Raw genomic sequence first — 15,446 nt, forward strand, 5'->3', positions numbered from 1 at the left:
CCGCCCGGGAGTGCACCGCATGGCCGACGACCCGCTGCTGCAGCCCTACCGCCTGAAGCACCTGACCCTGCGCAACCGCATCATGTCGACCGCGCACGAGCCGGCCTATTCCGAGGACGGGCTGCCGAAGGAGCGTTACCGGCTGTACCACGCCGAGAAGGCCAAGGGCGGCATCGCGCTGACCATGACCGCCGGCTCGGCGATCGTCAGCCGCGACAGCCCGGCGGCGTTCGGCAACCTGCACGCCTACAAGGACGAGATCGTGCCGTGGCTGCGCGAGCTGGCCGATGCCTGCCACGAGCACGGCACCGCGGTGATGATGCAGATCACCCATCTCGGCCGCCGCACCAACTGGAACAAGGCCGACTGGCTGCCGGTGTTGGCGCCGTCGCCGATCCGCGAGCCGGCCCACCGGTCGTTCCCGAAGACCGCCGAGGACTGGGACCTGGACCGCATCGTCGCGGACTACGCCGACACCGCCGAGCGGATGCGGGCGGGCGGCCTGGACGGCATCGAGATCGAGGCCTACGGCCACCTGCTGGACGGCTTCTGGTCGCCGGCCACCAACCTTCGCGCGGACGAGTACAACGGCAGCCTCGACAACCGGCTGCGCTTCACCTGGCGGGTGCTGGACGCGATCCGCGCCCGGGTCGGGCCGGACTTCATCGTCGGCCTGCGCATGGTCGCCGACGAGGACTGGGACAAGGGCCTGACCCGCGAGGAGGGAGTCGAGATCGCCCGCCGGCTGGTGGCGTCGGGCCAGGTCGACTTCCTGAACCTGATCCGCGGCCATATCGAGACCGACGCGGCGCTGGCCGAGGTCATCCCGATCCAGGGCATGCGCTCCGCCCCGCACCTGGATTTCTGCGGCGAGGTCCGGGCCGAGACGAAATTCCCGATCCTGCACGCCGCCCGCATAGCCGACGTCGCCACCGCCCGCCACGCGATTGCCGAGGGCAAGCTCGACATGGTCGGCATGACCCGGGCGCACATCGCCGACCCGCATATCGTGCGCAAGATCAGCGAGGGCCGCGAGGACGAGATCCGGCCCTGCGTCGGCGCCACCTACTGCCTGGACCGGATCTACGAGGGCCACGAGGCGCTGTGCATCCACAACCCCGCGACCGGGCGCGAGCGCAGCATGCCGCATGTGATCACGCGAGCCGACGGGCCGCCCCGGCGCGTGGTGGTGATCGGCGCCGGCCCGGCCGGCCTGGAGGCGGCGCGGGTCTCGGCCGGGCGCGGCCACGCGGTCACCCTGCTGGAAGCCGCGCCCGAGGCCGGCGGCCAGGTGCGCCTGGCGTCCCGGCTGCCGCGCCGACGCGAGCTGATCGGCATCGTCGACTGGAGGGTCGCCATGTGCGAGCGCGCCGGCGTCGATATGCGGTTCAACAGCTATGCCGAGGCCGCCGACGTGCTGGCGCTGGAGCCCGACGTGGTGATCATCGCCACCGGTGGGCTGCCGAACACCGGCATCGTCGAGGGTGCCGAGCTGGCGGTCAGCACCTGGGACATCCTGGCGGGCGACGTGAAGCCGGCCGGGCGGGTGCTGGTCTACGACGACAACGCCGCCCATCCCGGGCTGACCGCCGCCGAGGCGATCGCCGACGCCGGCTGCAGCGTCGAGATCGTCACGCCCGAGCGGTTCTTCGCGGCCGACATCGGCGGCCTGAACCACGTCGCCTACGCCCGCGCCTTCGACCGCCACGGCGTGCGGATCACCATCAACAAGCGGGTGCTGGGGGTGCGCCGGTCCGGCAACGCCCTGGTGGCCGCGATCGGCTCGGACTACGGCGAACGGGTCGACGAGCGCGAGGTCGACATGCTGGTGGTCGAGCACGGCACCCTGCCGCTCGACGACCTGTATTTCGACCTCAGGCCGCTGAGCCGCAACGGCGGCGAGGTCGACCACGCCGCCCTGATCGACGTCCGCCCGCAAGCCGCGACGCGCAATCCCGACGGCCGGTTCCAGCTGTTCCGGATCGGCGACGCGGTGGCGTCACGCAACGTGCACGCGGCGATCTACGACGCGCTGCGGCTGTGCGTGGCGGTGTGAGGGGGGGCTTGGTCGGCGGGCTTTCCCGTTCAGATGCCCCCACCGTCTCACGCCACGAACACTGCCCTGCGGTGATAATCCATGTAGGCGCACTGCTCCGCTCGAAGACCGCTCGCCACGTACGGCGCCTGCGCCTCCGATAGTCCAAACACCCCTGGCGTCGCCCCGCCGAGGCCGAGCCGTTCCAGATCGCGCTGGTTGAACCGCTTGGACACCTCGGGCCGTCCGTCGTCATGGAAGGTGACGAAGCCGCGATCGAACAGCAGATCAGCATCAGGGGTGAGCATCAGTCCGTTCATGCCGTCGAGCCGTTCGGCCGCCGTCTCGCAGAGTCGCCAGGGCTTGATGTGGCTGGCGATCAGCAAGGTAGGGTTGGTGATCCCCGTCAATCGGCAGACGCGCTCGACCGCGTGTACGTTGTCGCGAAACCGGCCCTGGCCGCGCCGGGCCTGGATCACAGTCCTGCGCGTCGTGTCATCGAGTGTGAGGTCAGCGGCGACCCGCTTCTCAACCGCGTCGTCCATCTCCTCGCTGACCACACTGTAGGACAGACTGTTGGCCCCGCCCCGCCGGAGAGCGTCGACGTCGTAGGCTGCCGATCCGACCGCGGATCCCGCCCCGACAATGATATCGAACACCGATTGAGGGATCTCCGCCAGATAGGCACTCTGCAGACCGTAGCCGGTGGTCGGACTGATCGGCGAATACTTGCCCGGTAGTAGCGGGCCGAGGGTCGCGATCAGGTCGCGCGGCCGTACCGGGTTGGCAAGCGTGACCCAATAGACCGGCAACAGCCATCCGACCGCGCTCCAGTAGCCGCCAGTGCTGCCGAACTCCTCCGGCTTCGGTGCGGTAAACGCGAATTCCGCCACACGGCCCACATGACGGATCAGGCCGTCAGCGAAGGAGAGCACCAGGTCGCCAGGCACAGCGGCGCGCATGTTTTCGTAGAAGACGTTCCGGGCGCCATTTGCCTTGCGCTTCGGCGACCACAGGTAAGTGCCGTCAATTTCCTGACGAAAGGTCTGCTTGTGATTGACCCACCGGTAGCGCGGCATTTGGGAGCGTTATCGTGGGGACGGGACTATTCTTCATTCCTTACCGTAGGACGGGACCGTAGCATAGCACCGTCGAAGACGGTGTTGACAGAGAGCGTCGGCGGACTCTGGAGATGGTCGGCACTTCGACAACAACGAAGGGAATACCTCGTCATCCGGCCTCGCTGTTCCGGCGTTGCGCACCCGGAGGATGAACGAGCGACGCGGCTGCCGACAACCGGGACGGGTTTTCTCGCCAACGGCGCCATTCCGCGCTAGGAACCGGGCTCCCCGTGACCCCTCCGGAGGCCGCCGTGCCCGTCGCCCGTCCTGCCCGCGCCGAGGATCTTCCGGGCCTGCTGGCGCTGTACGCGGCCACCGAGGTCAGCGCCGCGGCGCAGCCGCCGGAGCGGGCCGCGCGGATCTGGCGGGAGACCCTGGCGCATCCCGGCGCGGCGGTGTTCGTTACCGACCACGACGACCGCATCGCCGCCAGCTGCATGCTGGTCACCGCCCCCAACCTGCTGCGCGGCGGGCGGTCCCACGCCTTCCTTGAAAACGTCGCCACACACCCCGAGCTGCAGGGCCGCGGATACGGCACGGCGGTGGTCGAGGCGGCGCTGGCACACGCCTGGGCCGCCGACTGCCACCACGTGCTGATGCAGAGCGGGCGGGCCGATCCGCGCGTGCACGCCTTCTACGTGGCACGCGGCTTCGAGGCCGGCCGCCGCGTCGCCTATGTCGCCCGCCACCCCGAGCAGCAGTCGCAGCCGGCCTGAGCGCCGCCGCCTATCGCCCTCTCTGCCCCTCGCCCTCTCCGCCTATCCGCGCTACGACTCGTCATATGCCCTGACGACCATTCCCGGACCCCGCCATGACCCCGCTCGCCTCGCACCCGTCGCTCGCCCCGTTCGCCGACCGCACCGCCGATCCGCTGGCCCTCGGCTTCGCGCCCGAACGGCTGGCCCGGATCTCGGCCTGGATGCGGCGCTATGTCGACGCCGGCAAGCTGCCCTACCTGACCACCCTGATCGCCCGCGACGGCGAGATCGCGTTCCTCGACGCCTGCGGCAGCGGCGACCCGGAGAACGCCGCCCCCACCCCGCCGGTCGACCACATCGCGCGCTTCTACTCGATGACCAAGCCGGTCACGACGGTGGCCGCCATGACCCTGCTGGAGGAGGGCCTGCTGCAGCTCGACGACCCGGTGGCGAAGTTCATCCCGGAATTCGCCGACACCAGGGTCTACGTCTCCGGCCCCTACGGCGACATGACGACCGAGCCGCAGGCGACGCCGGTGACGGTGCGCCACCTGATGACCCATTCGGCCGGGCTGACCTACGGGCTGTTCGACCCCGGCCCGGTCGGCGAGGCCTACCGCAAGACGCCCGTCAACTTCGGCGCCGCCAAGGGCAGCCTGGCCGAGATGGCGGTGGCGGCGGCGTCGGTGCCGCTGTGTTTCCAGCCCGGCACCAAGTGGACCTACTCGGTCGCCACCGACGTGCTCGGCCGGGTGGTCGAGGTGGTCGCCGGCCAGCCGCTCGACCGGGTGTTCCAGGAGCGCATCCTCGGCCCCCTCGGCATGGTCGACACCGCCTTCGGGGTGCCGGCCGACAAGACCGGCCGCATGGTCGCCTGCTACGAGAAGACCGCCTCCACCCTGATGAAGCGGATCGACGGCGGCGGCGACAGCCGGTTCGCCGGCACCCCGGCGATCCTGTCCGGCGGCGGCGGGCTGGTCTCGACCATCCCCGACTACCTGCGGTTCACCGAGATGCTGCGGCGCGGCGGCGCGCTCGGCGGCGCCCGGGTGCTGGGCCGCAAGACCGTCGACCTGATGATGACCAACCACCTGCCCGGCGACATCGCCTCGATGGGGGTCGAGACCTTCTCGGAGATGCCGATGGTCGGCATGGGCTTCGGACTCGGCGGCTCGATCCTGCTGGACCCGGCGCGCGCCCAGGTGCTGGGCAGCGAAGGCGAGTTCGCCTGGGGCGGCCTGGCCAGCACCGGGTTCTGGATCGACCGGACCGAGGGCATCTCGGCGATCGTCGTCACCCAACTGGTGCCGTCCTCGTCCTGGCCGATCCGCCGCGAGCTGCGCAACCTGGCGTATCAGGCGCTGGTCGACTGACCCTTCGAGGCCCCCGCTTGCGCGGCGGCACCTCAGGATGAAAGAGAGGCGGCGGGTGGGTCCCGGAGCCGGTCGCTGACGCGACCCCTCCGGGATGACGAAAGGGGATGGCCAGCCAGCCATCTCCTTTTCCGTCATTCCGGAGACGCGAAGCGGGCTCCGGAACCCACGATGCGACGGGCGCCGGCGGTTCAGGCGGCCGGCGCTACTCCCGGTCCTGCAGGAAGGCGCGCGCCTCGGCCTGGGTCTCGAAGATGTGCGGCGCCACCCGGCGGGTCAGCGCGCGGCCGAGCTTGAGCCGCATGAAGGCGCTGGTGGTGTAGCGCGAAACCTGGGTGTACCAGGTCTCCTCCATGCTGCGGACCATGTCGACATAGGCGTCGGCGACGTCGTCGTCGAAGCGGAACCGGTCGTAGTTGACGACCACGGCGACCCGCCGGCCGATCTGCCGGCAGCGCTCGCCGACCACCGTGCGGATCGCCTCCACGTCCTCCAGCCGCCGGACATGCAGGTTCTCGAAGTTCAGGAACAGGATGTTGCGCTCCGGGTCGTAGCCGACGCGGTCGGTCAGGTCGAGGTCGAGCAGCCGCTCGCGCAGCTCCATCGGCCGGTCCTCGAACAGCCGTGCGTCCATTGGCTTCAGGGCGTCGACGACCGGCCGGAACGCCATGTGGGCGAGGATATCGCGCTCGAGGTCGACGCCGGGCGCGATCTCGGCCAGCCGCAGCCCGTTGCGGTCCAGCGTGAACACGCAGCGTTCGGTGACGTAGAGCACGGTCTGGCCGACCTCCAGCGCCCGGCGACCGGAGAACGTGACCTGCTCGACCGCGGCGGCGAACTTGGCCGCCCGCCCTTCCCGGCGGACCGCCAGCCGCCCGTCCCCGACCTCGACGTCGAGCCCGCCGGCGGTGAAGGTGCCGGCGAACACCACCTTGCGCGCGCTCTGCGAGATGTTGATGAAGCCGCCGGCGCCGGCCAGCCTGGGGCCGAAGCGGCTGACATTCACGTTGCCGTCGCCATCGCACTCGGCCATGCCGAGGCAGGCCATGTCGAGGCCGCCGCCGTCGTAGAAGTCGAACTGCTGATTCTGGTCGATCACCGCCTCGGTGTTGACCGCGGCGCCGAAGTCGAGGCCGCTCGCCGGCATGCCGCCGATCACGCCGGGCTCGGCGGTCAGGGTGATCAGGTCGAGCAGGCGCTCCTCGTTGGCCACCGCGGCGACGCCCTCGGGCATGCCGATGCCGAGGTTGACGACGCCGTTCACCGGCAGTTCCAGGGCGCAGCGCCGGGCGATCACCTTGCGGGCGTCCAGCGGCATCCGGGCGAGGCCGTCGAGCGGCACCTGGATCTCGCCGGAATAGGCCGGGTTGTAGACCGTCGCGTAGGTCTGGTGGTGATGCTCCGGCTCGGCGACCACGACACAGTCGACCAGCGGCCCCGGGATGACGACGTCGCGCGCCTTCAGCGACCCGTCGCGGGCCAGCCGCTCGACCTGCACGACCACGATGCCGCCGGACGCCCGGGCCGCCATCGCCATCGCCAGGTTGTCCAGGGTCAGGGCCTCGCGCTCCATGGTGACGTTGCCGCCGGGATCGGCGGTGGTGCCGCGCAGGAAGGCGACGTGGACCGGCATGGCGCGGTACAGCAGCCACTCCTGGCCGTCGATCTCGACCAGGCTGACCAGGTCGTCCTTCGTAACCTCGTTGATCTTGCCGCCGCCGAGGCGCGGGTCGACGAAGGTGCCGATGCCGATCTTGCTGAGCGTGCCCGGCCGCTTCGCGGCGATGTCGCGGTACAGGTGCGAGATGCAGCCCTGCGGCAGGTTGTAGGCCTCGATCCGGTTCTCCAGCGCCAGCCGGCCGATCTTCGGCACCAGCCCGAAATGGCCGCCGACGACGCGCTTCAGCAGGCCGTCATGGCCGAGATGGTTGAGCCCGCGGTCCTTGCCGTCGCCCTGGCCGGCGGCGAACAGCAGCGTCAGGTCGCGCGGCTCGCCGGTGTCGACGAAGCGGTCCTCGAGCGCCGCCAGCAGCCCCTCGGGCGTGCCGATGCCGACGAAGCCGGAGGTCGCCAGGGTATCGCCGGACCGCACGACGGCGACCGCGTCCTCGATGGTCGTGACCTTGTTCTTCATCCCCGCCTCGGCGCTGCCCGGTCGCGTCTCCACGCCGCAAGGCTACGCCATTTTGCCGCGTCCGGCGCCATCGTAGACGCAGACGTGCCAGGCCGCATGACCATCGATCCGATGCCGGTCGGTCACCCGCCGGGAGCCCGTCACACCATCTATGGGATTCACATATCTCGCGGCGGCGGGTGGGTTCCGGAGCCGGACGCTCGCGCGTCCCCTCCGGAATGACGAAGGTGGGCAGGATTTGGCCGGCTTCCCTCCCGGATCCACCCCTCACTTCGTCATCCCGGAGGGGCTGCGCGAGCAGCCGGCTCCGGGATCCACTGCGTGACGGGCACTGCCAAATACTTCAAGAAGCTGACGTTTTCGCGATGTGTGAACACCATAGACGACGCGACGGGCGGCAGAGCGGCCGGATCTACCGCAGCAGGAACTGCACCGGCACCCGGACCTCGAGCCGGGCCTGAGGGAAGCTCTCCGGCAGCGGCGGCAGCGGCGCGGCGCGCTCGATCATCTCGACCACGGCCCGATCGAGCGACGCGTCGCCGGCGCTGCGGGCGATCCGGTGCGAGATCACCCGGCCGGCGCGGTCCATCACGAACACCAGCATCGCGGTCCCCTCGATCCGCCGGCGTCGGGCCTGGTGCGGATAGTCCTTGTGGCGCTCCAGCCAGGCCCGCAGCTGGCTCATGTAGTCGGCGGCGCCGCCCGGTGCCGCAGCCTGCGCGGCCGTGCCCGGCTCGGCGCGCGGTGACGGCTGACCGCCGGCCGACTGGCTGCTGGCCCGGCCCGTGGTCTCGGCGGAAGCCGAGGCGGCAGCGGTTGGCGGCGGGGCCTCGGCAGCCTGCACCGCCTCCACCGACGGCTTGCGGACAGGCGGCGGCTCCGCCCGCGCGACCTCGCGCTTCGGTACCTCGGGCCGCGGCTGCGGCACCGGCGGCGGTCTCACCTCCTCGGCCGATACCTGCTCGGGCTCGGGTGGCCTTGCAGCCTGCGGCTCGGGCATCACGGTAGGCACCACATCCGGCTTCGGCGGAACCACCGGCTCGGGCCGCTCCGGCTGCGGCGCCGGGACCGTCTCGACCAGCGGCGTCGGCGGCGGGGTGACCGGCGGCACGGTCTCCGGCACCACCTCGGCCTTCGGGGCCTCGACCGCCTCGGCCGTCGGCCGGGCAACCGTCTCGACCGGCGGCGCGGTCGGCGCGGTCGGCGCGACCGCCGCGGTCGTGACCTGCCGGGCGTCCTGCCGCGGCCCGACCGGCGACGGTGCGGCCGACGGGCCGGCGGCCGGCGCCAGCATGACCTGGACGCTGCCGCCACCGCCCGGGCTTGCGGCCGGCGGGCTCGGCGACTGCAGGACCCACATCGCGACCGCCGCGTGCAGGCCGAGGGCCGCGGTCCCGGCCATCGTCCAGTGGCGTGTCCGGACCTCGGTCATCCCTCGGGCACCGTCATCAGCCGCACCCGCTCGACCCCGGCCTCGCGCAGGGTCTCCATGACCGCGACCACCGCGGCCGCCTCGGCGCCGCCGTCGGCCTTCACGTGGACCTCCGGATGCGGCGCGTCCTCCAGCCGCCGGGCGATCGCCGCCGGCAGCCCGGCGGATTCGACCGCCGCGCCGTCGAGCGCCAGCCGGCCGTCGGCGCCGATCAGCAGCACGATGTCCTTCGGATCGCCGGCCTCGCCATTGGCCGAGCGCGGCGGCTCGATGGCGAACGGATCGGTGGCCGACAGGCTGCCCACCACCATGAAGAAGATCAGGAGCAGGAACACCACGTTGATCAGCGGCAGGATGCGGTCGTCCTCGTTGCCGGACCCGCCGGTCCGCGGGCGCTCCAGTCTCATGGTCGGTCCCTCAGCGCGTGCGGTCGCGGATCAGCGACAGCCGGGTCGCGCCCGCCGCCGTCAGCCGGTCGAGCACCGCCACCGCGCGCTGCAGCGGCACGCCGGCCGCCGGCTTCACGAAGATCGCCTGGTCCGGCTTGTCGGCCAGCCGCGACCGGACGCGGCTCTCCAGCGCCTCGAGGGTCAACGGCCGGCCGGACAGGCGCAGGCCCCGCGGGCGAACCTCGACCAGCAGCGTGCCCTCCATGGCGGCCGAGGCCGCTCCGGCCGACGGTGCCGACAGCACGATCGACCGCCAGTCCAGGAAGCTCGAGGCCAGCATGAAGAACACCAGCAGGATGAAGACCACGTCGATCAGCGGCGTCAGGCTGATCAGCCGGTGACGGCGCCGCAGCCTAGCGATCCGCCATGACGGCGGCCGGGCGAAGGCGGGGGAGTTCATGGCGCGGCTCCGCGTGGGCCAGGTTGGCGGCCGGTTCCGCCGTCAGGTCGCTGGTGAACACCTGGGTGACGACGGTCTCCATCTCGTGGGTCACCCGGTCGACGACCCGCTCCAGCCAGGCGAGCACCGCGACCACCGGGATCGCCACCGCCAGCCCGACCGCGGTGGTCAGCAGCGCCTCCCAGATGCCGCCCGACAGCACCGCCGGGTTGACCTGGGAACCGGCCTGCTCGAGCTGCTGGAAGGCCGAGATCATGCCCAGCACCGTGCCGAACAGGCCGAGCAGCGGCGCCACGCCGGCGATCACCTCCAGCGGCCGAAGATAGGCCCGCAGGGACTCCAGGCGGTCACCGGCCAGCCGGGCCACCTCCTCGCGGACCGTCGCCTCGGGCAGGTCGCGCCGCAGAGTGCCGCGGATCGCGCAGCCGAGCACATGGACGACCGGATTGCGCGACCGGGCCAGCAGCCCCAGTGCCTCGGCCGACCGGCCGGAGCGGTACAGCGCCAGGGCGCGCCGCGCGGTTCTGCGGTCGCCGACCCGGGCGGCCGCGAACTGCCAGAGCTTCACCAGCACGATGGCCAGCGCCACCACCGACAGGACGCCCAGGATGGCGACCACCGGCCCGCCGGCCCGAACCATCTCCAGGGCCTGGTCGAGCGCACCCGGCGGGGCGGGCGGGACAATCTGGTCGTCGGTCATCGGAACCGGAGTCTCCGTTCGCATGGAACCTTGGCCTGCGAGACGCTGGGCCGGCGTCATTTCTAATGATAGTCAGACGCATTATCAAGAATGGATTGCCGACTGCGCCAAGTCCGGGCGACCGTATGGCCGGCCTGCCCTTCAATCGGTCATCCGGCGCGAAGGGCCGGTGGCCGTATTGGCTCCACAACATTGACACAGAAGGCTTTCTCCCAGGTCACCAGGACATGCCTAGATTTCCCTGGCGGGCGGATATCGACCCAAGCCGGAGGCGCCAGCGTGACCGAACTGATCCACGACCCCGCCAGCCAGATCCGCGAGCTCACCAGGCTGGCGGCATTTCTGACGAGCAACAGCGCCGAGGCCGACGACCTGGTCCAGGAGTCGATGGTCCGTGCCCTCACCTATGTGAAGGACGGCGGAACCGTCCGGAACTGGCGGGCCTATCTCGGACGCATCCTGCGCAACGTCCGGGCCGACCACCTGGGCCGCCAGGCCCGGCGCGGACCCGCGGTGGCGCTGGACGACGTCGAGCATCAGCTCTCGGTTCCGGCTCCGCAGCACGCGGAACTGCTGCTGCACGAACTCGGCGAAGCCTTGGACCGGATACCGCACAGCCAGAAGCGCGTGCTGTGCCTGATCGGCGTCGACGGCCTTTCCTACCAGGACGCCGCCGAGCAGCTGAACATTCCAATCGGCACCGTGATGTCGCGGCTGCACCGGGGCCGCAGCGCCCTGCGGCGCGAGATGGGTGAGTTCTCGCCGGGCGGGGAGCCGCGGTCCACCGCGGAGCCCGCGCCGGCACCCGCGGCCTGATCCGCCCGGGTCAGCCGATCCCGTGTCGGTCCAGTTCGGCCCGCAGGCCACCGGTCAGCGCCAGCCACGTCATCCGCAGGTCGCGGGCCAGCGACCACAGCGGGTGCGAGAAGGTCTCCGGCCGGTTCCGCTCGACGAAGACATGGCTGAGCCAGGCGGCCCCGTAGCCCACCACGAGGGCCGCCGCCGCCAACCGCCAGTCCGCGTAGACGATCGCACCGACCAGCAACAGCACGCCGAGCAGAGTGCCGAGAACATGCACGCGCCGCGTGGCTGGACGGCTGTGCTGGCGCAGATACCGGGGCCAGAACTCCGCGTAGGTCATTTCCGATAACTGGCGCCGGACGCCCCTTGAATCAACCGCCGGCCGGCCGTGCCGTGAATTTTGCGCCGCAAACAACCCGAAGGACGAAACAAGCTTAAATCCGCCTGGCGGTATAATTTGCAAAGATTACAAGCCCCCGATTCGCCCGCCAGCCCGGTGACGATTTCGGCTGTTCTGACGTTACGTAAAGCGCCGGGACCATCTCGACAGGCCTGAACGAGCATATACTTTAGAGGGTGTTGAGCGTGACCGGACCGCCGGGGCAGCCAGCGGCCGGCGAGGAGAGGAATCCCGCCCATGAGCGACGACCAGCCCCTCAGCCTGCAGGTCCCGGAGCCGGAAGTCCGCCCCGGCGGCAAGCCGGACTTCAGCGGCGTCACCATTCCCAGGGCCGGCACCGTCCGTCGCCCGGAGGTCGACGCCGCGCCGGCCGACTTCCGCGACCTCGGCTACACCATTATCCGGGTTCTGAACCGCGACGGCGAGGCGGTCGGCCCCTGGGCCGGCGCGCTCGACGACGAGCAGGCGCTGCAGGGCCTGCGCGACATGATGAAGGTCCGGGCCTTCGACGCCCGCATGCTGATGGCGCAGCGCCAGGGCAAGACCTCGTTCTACATGCAGTGCCTGGGCGAGGAGGCGATCGCCTGCGCCTTCCAGCACGCGCTGTCGCCGGGCGACATGAACTTCCCGACCTACCGGCAGCAGGGGCTGCTGGTCGCCGGCGGCTACCCGCTGGTCGACATGATGTGCCAGATCTACTCGAACGAGCGCGACCCGCTGCACGGCCGCCAGCTGCCGATCATGTACTCCTCCAAGGATCACGGCTTCTTCTCGATCTCCGGCAACCTCGGGACCCAGTACATCCAGGCGGTCGGCTGGGCGATGGCGTCGGCGATCAAGGGCGACACCAGGATCGCCGCCGGCTGGATCGGCGACGGCTCGACCGCCGAGTCGGACTTCCACGCAGCCCTGGTGTTCGCCTCGACCTACAAGGCGCCGGTGGTGCTGAACATCGTCAACAACCAGTGGGCCATCTCGACCTTCCAGGGCATCGCCAAGGGCGGCTCCGGCACCTTCGCGGCGCGCGGCCACGGCTTCGGCATCCCGTCGCTCAGGGTCGACGGCAACGACTACCTGGCGGTCTTCGCGGTCGCCCGGTGGGCGATCGAGCGGGCCCGCCGCAACCTCGGCCCGACCCTGGTCGAGTACGTCACCTACCGGGTCGCGGCCCACTCCACTTCTGACGACCCGTCGGCCTACCGGCCGAAGGAGGAGTCCGACGCCTGGCCGCTGGGCGACCCGATCGAGCGCCTGAAGAACCACCTGATCGCCAAGGGCGCATGGTCGGAGGACCGGCACAGGCAGTTCGCCGCCGAGGTCGAGGCCGAGGTGATGGCCGCCCAGAAGGAGGCCGAGAAGCACGGCACCCTGCATTCCGGCGGCAAGCCGTCGGTGCGCGACATGTTCGAGGGCGTCTACAAAGAGATGCCGCCGCATCTACGCCGCCAGCGCCAGCAGGCGGGAGTCTGAGCATGCCGCGCATGACCATGATCGAGGCCATCCGCGACGCCATGCACGTCAAGATGGCCGCCGACCCCAACGTCGTGGTGTTCGGCGAGGACGTCGGCTATTTCGGCGGCGTGTTCCGCTGCACCCAGGGCCTGCAGCAGAAGTTCGGGCGCGAGCGCTGCTTCGACACCCCGATCAACGAGAGCGGCATCGTCGGCGCCGCCATCGGCATGGCCGCCTACGGCCTGCGGCCCTGCATCGAGGTGCAGTTCGCCGACTACGTCTACCCGGCCTACGACCAGATCGTCTCGGAGGCGGCGCGGCTGCGCTACCGCTCGAACGGCGACTTCACCGCACCGCTGACCATCCGCATGCCGACCGGCGGCGGCATCTTCGGCGGCCAGACCCACAGCCAGAGCCCTGAGGCCCTTTTCACCCACGTCTCCGGGCTGAAGGTCGTGGTGCCCTCGAACCCGCACGACGCCAAGGGCCTGCTGATCGCGTCGATCGAGGACGACGACCCGGTGATCTTCCTGGAGCCCAAGCGGCTGTACAACGGCCCGTTCGACGGTCACCACGACCGGCCGGTCACGCCCTGGTCCAAGCACCCGCTCGGCGAGGTTCCGGAGGGCCACCACACCGTCCCGCTCGGCAAGGCCGCGGTCCGGCGGCCCGGATCGGCGGTCACGGTGCTGGCCTACGGCACCATGGTGCACGTCGCCGAGGCGGCGGCCGAGGAGACCGGGATCGACGCCGAGATCATCGACCTGCGCACCCTGCTGCCGCTCGACCTGGACGCCATCGTGGCGTCGGTGACCAAGACCGGGCGCTGCGTGGTGGTGCACGAGGCGACCCTGACCTCGGGCTTCGGGGCCGAGCTGTGCGCGCTGGTGCAGGAGCACTGCTTCTACGCCCTGGAGGTGCCGGTGGCGCGGGTGGCGGGCTGGGACACGCCCTACCCGCACGCCCAGGAATGGGACTACTTCCCCGGCCCGAAGCGGGTCGGCGAGGCATTGCTCCAGGCCGTGGAGAGCTGAGATGGGCGAATACGTCATCAAGCTGCCCGACGTCGGCGAGGGCGTGGCCGAGGCCGAACTGGTGGAGTGGAACGTCGCGGTCGGCGACGTGGTCCAGGAGGACACGATCCTGGCCAGCGTCATGACCGACAAGGCGGCGGTCGAGATCCCGTCGCCGGTCGAAGGGACGGTCAAGTGGCTCGGCGGTGAGATCGGCGACGTGGTCGCCGTCGGATCGCCCCTGGTCCGCCTGGAGGTCGCGGGCGAGGGCAACGTCGCGCCCGGGGCGCCTGCCGAAGCGGCGTCGGATCCCGAGCCCGCACCGGTCGCGACCGCCGGCACGGAGACGGCGCCAACACCCCCTGCCCCTCCGAAGCGCGAAGCCCCCCGGCCGGCATCCACCGGCGCGCCGCGGCGCCAGGGCGACAGGCCGATCGCCTCGCCGGCGGTGCGGGGGCGGGCGCGCGAGGCCGGGGTCGACCTGCGCCAGGTCCGCGGCAGCGGGCCGGCCGGGCGGATCACCCACGAGGATCTCGATGCCTTCATCGAGGCCGGCCCGCAGCCGGCGGCCGGGCTCGGCCTGCGGCCCGACACCTCGGTCACCGACGTCAAGGTCATCGGCCTGCGCCGCCGGATCGCCGAGAAGATGGCGCTGTCGAAGAGCCGTATCGCGCACATCACCTATGTCGACGAGGTCGACGTCACGGCGCTGGAGGAGCTGCGCGCCCAGCTGAACAAGAACAAGCAGGACGGCCAGCCGCGCCTGACCATCCTGCCGTTCCTGATGCGCGCCATGGTCAAGGCGATCGCCGAGCAGCCGGCGATCAACGCGCATTACGACGACGAGGCCGGGGTCATCCACCGGCATGGCGGCGTCCATATCGGCATCGCCGCCCAGACCCCGACCGGCCTGGTGGTCCCGGTGGTCAGGCACGCCGAGGCGCGCGACGTATGGGGCTGCGCGGCCGAGCTGAACCGGTTGAGCGACGCCGCCAAGGCCGGCACCGCCGGTCGCGACGAGCTGACCGGATCGACCATCACCATCACCTCGCTCGGCGCCATGGGCGGGCTGGTGACCACGCCGGTGATCAACCACCCGGAGGTGGCGATCGTCGGGGTCAACAAGATCCAGGTCCGCCCGGTGTGGGACGGCAGCCAGTTCGTGCCGCGCCGGATGATGAACCTGTCGTCCAGCTTCGATCACCGGGTGATCGACGGCTGGGACGCCGCGGTGTTCGTGCAGCGCATCAAGGCCCTGCTCGAGACCCCGGCGATGATCTTCATGTGAGGGGTCAATGCCTGACCTCGACAAACGCCCGTCGCTCCGTGGGTCCCGGAGCCGGCCGCTGTCGCGGCCCCTCCGGGATGACGGAATGAGGAATGTGATCTCCTTGCCCTTCGTCATTCCGGAGGGGGCGCACAAGCGCCCGGCTCCGGA

Annotated in this window: 14 protein-coding genes; 7 read left to right on the forward strand and 7 right to left on the reverse strand. The window is 70.8% G+C overall.

The window, feature by feature from the left end:
- The first annotated feature begins 19 nt into the window (after nt 1-19).
- Complete coding sequence (locus tag RIC31_RS15935; RefSeq protein ID WP_350109633.1) at nt 20-2,056, forward strand: oxidoreductase; 2,037 nt, start codon at nt 20-22, stop codon at nt 2,054-2,056.
- Nucleotides 2,057-2,103: 47 nt separating this feature from the next.
- Here RIC31_RS15935 and RIC31_RS15940 read toward each other — a convergent pair whose 3' ends face one another.
- Nucleotides 2,104-3,114 carry an HNH endonuclease gene (locus tag RIC31_RS15940; protein ID WP_350109636.1) on the reverse strand — a complete coding sequence of 337 codons (1,011 nt, stop codon included), beginning with the start codon at nt 3,112-3,114 and terminating at the stop codon, nt 2,104-2,106.
- 293 nt (nt 3,115-3,407) lie between these two features.
- On the opposite strand from RIC31_RS15940, the gene RIC31_RS15945 reads away from it, so the two are divergent.
- Both RIC31_RS15945 and RIC31_RS15950 read left to right on the forward strand, forming a co-directional pair.
- Nucleotides 3,408-3,872, forward strand: a complete 465-nt coding sequence (locus RIC31_RS15945) for a GNAT family N-acetyltransferase (RefSeq protein WP_350109640.1) — start codon at nt 3,408-3,410, stop codon at nt 3,870-3,872.
- Between the two features lie 95 nt (nt 3,873-3,967).
- Nucleotides 3,968-5,227, forward strand: a complete 1,260-nt coding sequence (locus RIC31_RS15950; RefSeq protein ID WP_350109643.1) for a serine hydrolase domain-containing protein — start codon at nt 3,968-3,970, stop codon at nt 5,225-5,227.
- Nucleotides 5,228-5,432: 205 nt separating this feature from the next.
- Here the strand turns inward: RIC31_RS15950 and RIC31_RS15955 are convergent, their stop codons facing one another.
- The 5 genes from RIC31_RS15955 to RIC31_RS15975 form a co-directional block, all read right to left on the reverse strand.
- Complete coding sequence (locus RIC31_RS15955; protein ID WP_350109646.1) at nt 5,433-7,361, reverse strand: acyl CoA:acetate/3-ketoacid CoA transferase; 1,929 nt, start codon at nt 7,359-7,361, stop codon at nt 5,433-5,435.
- A 412-nt stretch (nt 7,362-7,773) separates the two neighbouring features.
- Nucleotides 7,774-8,793 carry an energy transducer TonB family protein gene (locus RIC31_RS15960; RefSeq protein ID WP_350109649.1) on the reverse strand — a complete coding sequence of 340 codons (1,020 nt, stop codon included), beginning with the start codon at nt 8,791-8,793 and terminating at the stop codon, nt 7,774-7,776.
- Nucleotides 8,790-9,200: an ExbD/TolR family protein gene (locus RIC31_RS15965; protein WP_350109652.1), complete on the reverse strand. Its 411-nt coding sequence runs from the start codon at nt 9,198-9,200 to the stop codon at nt 8,790-8,792. Before RIC31_RS15965 ends, RIC31_RS15960 begins: the two co-directional genes overlap by 4 nt.
- A gap of 10 nt (nt 9,201-9,210) precedes the next feature.
- Complete coding sequence (locus tag RIC31_RS15970) at nt 9,211-9,642, reverse strand: ExbD/TolR family protein (protein WP_350109655.1); 432 nt, start codon at nt 9,640-9,642, stop codon at nt 9,211-9,213.
- On the reverse strand, nt 9,596-10,342 hold the full coding sequence (locus RIC31_RS15975; protein WP_350109658.1) for a MotA/TolQ/ExbB proton channel family protein: 747 nt from the start codon (nt 10,340-10,342) through the stop codon (nt 9,596-9,598). Before RIC31_RS15975 ends, RIC31_RS15970 begins: the two co-directional genes overlap by 47 nt.
- A gap of 279 nt (nt 10,343-10,621) precedes the next feature.
- Between RIC31_RS15975 and RIC31_RS15980 the strand changes: the two genes are divergently transcribed.
- A complete protein-coding gene (locus RIC31_RS15980; protein WP_350109662.1) occupies nt 10,622-11,158 on the forward strand; it encodes an RNA polymerase sigma factor in 537 nt (178 codons plus the stop codon).
- Between the two features lie 10 nt (nt 11,159-11,168).
- Here RIC31_RS15980 and RIC31_RS15985 read toward each other — a convergent pair whose 3' ends face one another.
- The gene (locus tag RIC31_RS15985) at nt 11,169-11,483 is read right to left on the reverse strand and encodes an Mpo1-like protein (protein ID WP_350109665.1); all 315 of its coding nucleotides are present in this window, start codon (nt 11,481-11,483) and stop codon (nt 11,169-11,171) included.
- A 297-nt stretch (nt 11,484-11,780) separates the two neighbouring features.
- On the opposite strand from RIC31_RS15985, the gene RIC31_RS15990 reads away from it, so the two are divergent.
- From RIC31_RS15990 to RIC31_RS16000, 3 genes are read left to right on the forward strand one after another with little or no spacing between them, the layout of a single operon-like run.
- Complete coding sequence (locus RIC31_RS15990; RefSeq protein WP_350109668.1) at nt 11,781-13,013, forward strand: 3-methyl-2-oxobutanoate dehydrogenase (2-methylpropanoyl-transferring) subunit alpha; 1,233 nt, start codon at nt 11,781-11,783, stop codon at nt 13,011-13,013.
- A gap of 2 nt (nt 13,014-13,015) precedes the next feature.
- Nucleotides 13,016-14,029 carry an alpha-ketoacid dehydrogenase subunit beta gene (locus RIC31_RS15995; RefSeq protein ID WP_350109671.1) on the forward strand — a complete coding sequence of 338 codons (1,014 nt, stop codon included), beginning with the start codon at nt 13,016-13,018 and terminating at the stop codon, nt 14,027-14,029.
- A 1-nt stretch (nt 14,030) separates the two neighbouring features.
- Nucleotides 14,031-15,296 (forward strand): dihydrolipoamide acetyltransferase family protein, encoded by a 1,266-nt coding sequence (locus RIC31_RS16000; protein ID WP_350109675.1) that lies wholly within the window; start codon nt 14,031-14,033, stop codon nt 15,294-15,296.
- Nucleotides 15,297-15,446 lie beyond the last annotated feature (150 nt).

It is taken from the genome of Thalassobaculum sp., from assembly GCF_040219615.1.
Classification (GTDB): domain Bacteria; phylum Pseudomonadota; class Alphaproteobacteria; order Thalassobaculales; family Thalassobaculaceae; genus Thalassobaculum_A.

Excerpts from the sequence above, each read along its gene's own strand:
- RIC31_RS15995 (WP_350109671.1), top strand. The coding sequence starts at position 13,016 with ATGCCGCGCATGACCATGATCGAGGCCATCCGCGACGCCATGCACGTC.
- RIC31_RS15965 (WP_350109652.1), bottom strand. The coding sequence starts at position 9,200 with ATGAGACTGGAGCGCCCGCGGACCGGCGGGTCCGGCAACGAGGACGAC.
- RIC31_RS15985 (WP_350109665.1), bottom strand. The coding sequence starts at position 11,483 with ATGACCTACGCGGAGTTCTGGCCCCGGTATCTGCGCCAGCACAGCCGT.
- RIC31_RS15935 (WP_350109633.1), top strand. The coding sequence starts at position 20 with ATGGCCGACGACCCGCTGCTGCAGCCCTACCGCCTGAAGCACCTGACC.
- RIC31_RS16000 (WP_350109675.1), top strand. The coding sequence starts at position 14,031 with ATGGGCGAATACGTCATCAAGCTGCCCGACGTCGGCGAGGGCGTGGCC.
- RIC31_RS15990 (WP_350109668.1), top strand. The coding sequence starts at position 11,781 with ATGAGCGACGACCAGCCCCTCAGCCTGCAGGTCCCGGAGCCGGAAGTC.
- RIC31_RS15975 (WP_350109658.1), bottom strand. The coding sequence starts at position 10,342 with ATGACCGACGACCAGATTGTCCCGCCCGCCCCGCCGGGTGCGCTCGAC.
- RIC31_RS15970 (WP_350109655.1), bottom strand. The coding sequence starts at position 9,642 with ATGAACTCCCCCGCCTTCGCCCGGCCGCCGTCATGGCGGATCGCTAGG.
- RIC31_RS15940 (WP_350109636.1), bottom strand. The coding sequence starts at position 3,114 with ATGCCGCGCTACCGGTGGGTCAATCACAAGCAGACCTTTCGTCAGGAA.
- RIC31_RS15955 (WP_350109646.1), bottom strand. The coding sequence starts at position 7,361 with ATGAAGAACAAGGTCACGACCATCGAGGACGCGGTCGCCGTCGTGCGG.
- RIC31_RS15950 (WP_350109643.1), top strand. The coding sequence starts at position 3,968 with ATGACCCCGCTCGCCTCGCACCCGTCGCTCGCCCCGTTCGCCGACCGC.
- RIC31_RS15960 (WP_350109649.1), bottom strand. The coding sequence starts at position 8,793 with ATGACCGAGGTCCGGACACGCCACTGGACGATGGCCGGGACCGCGGCC.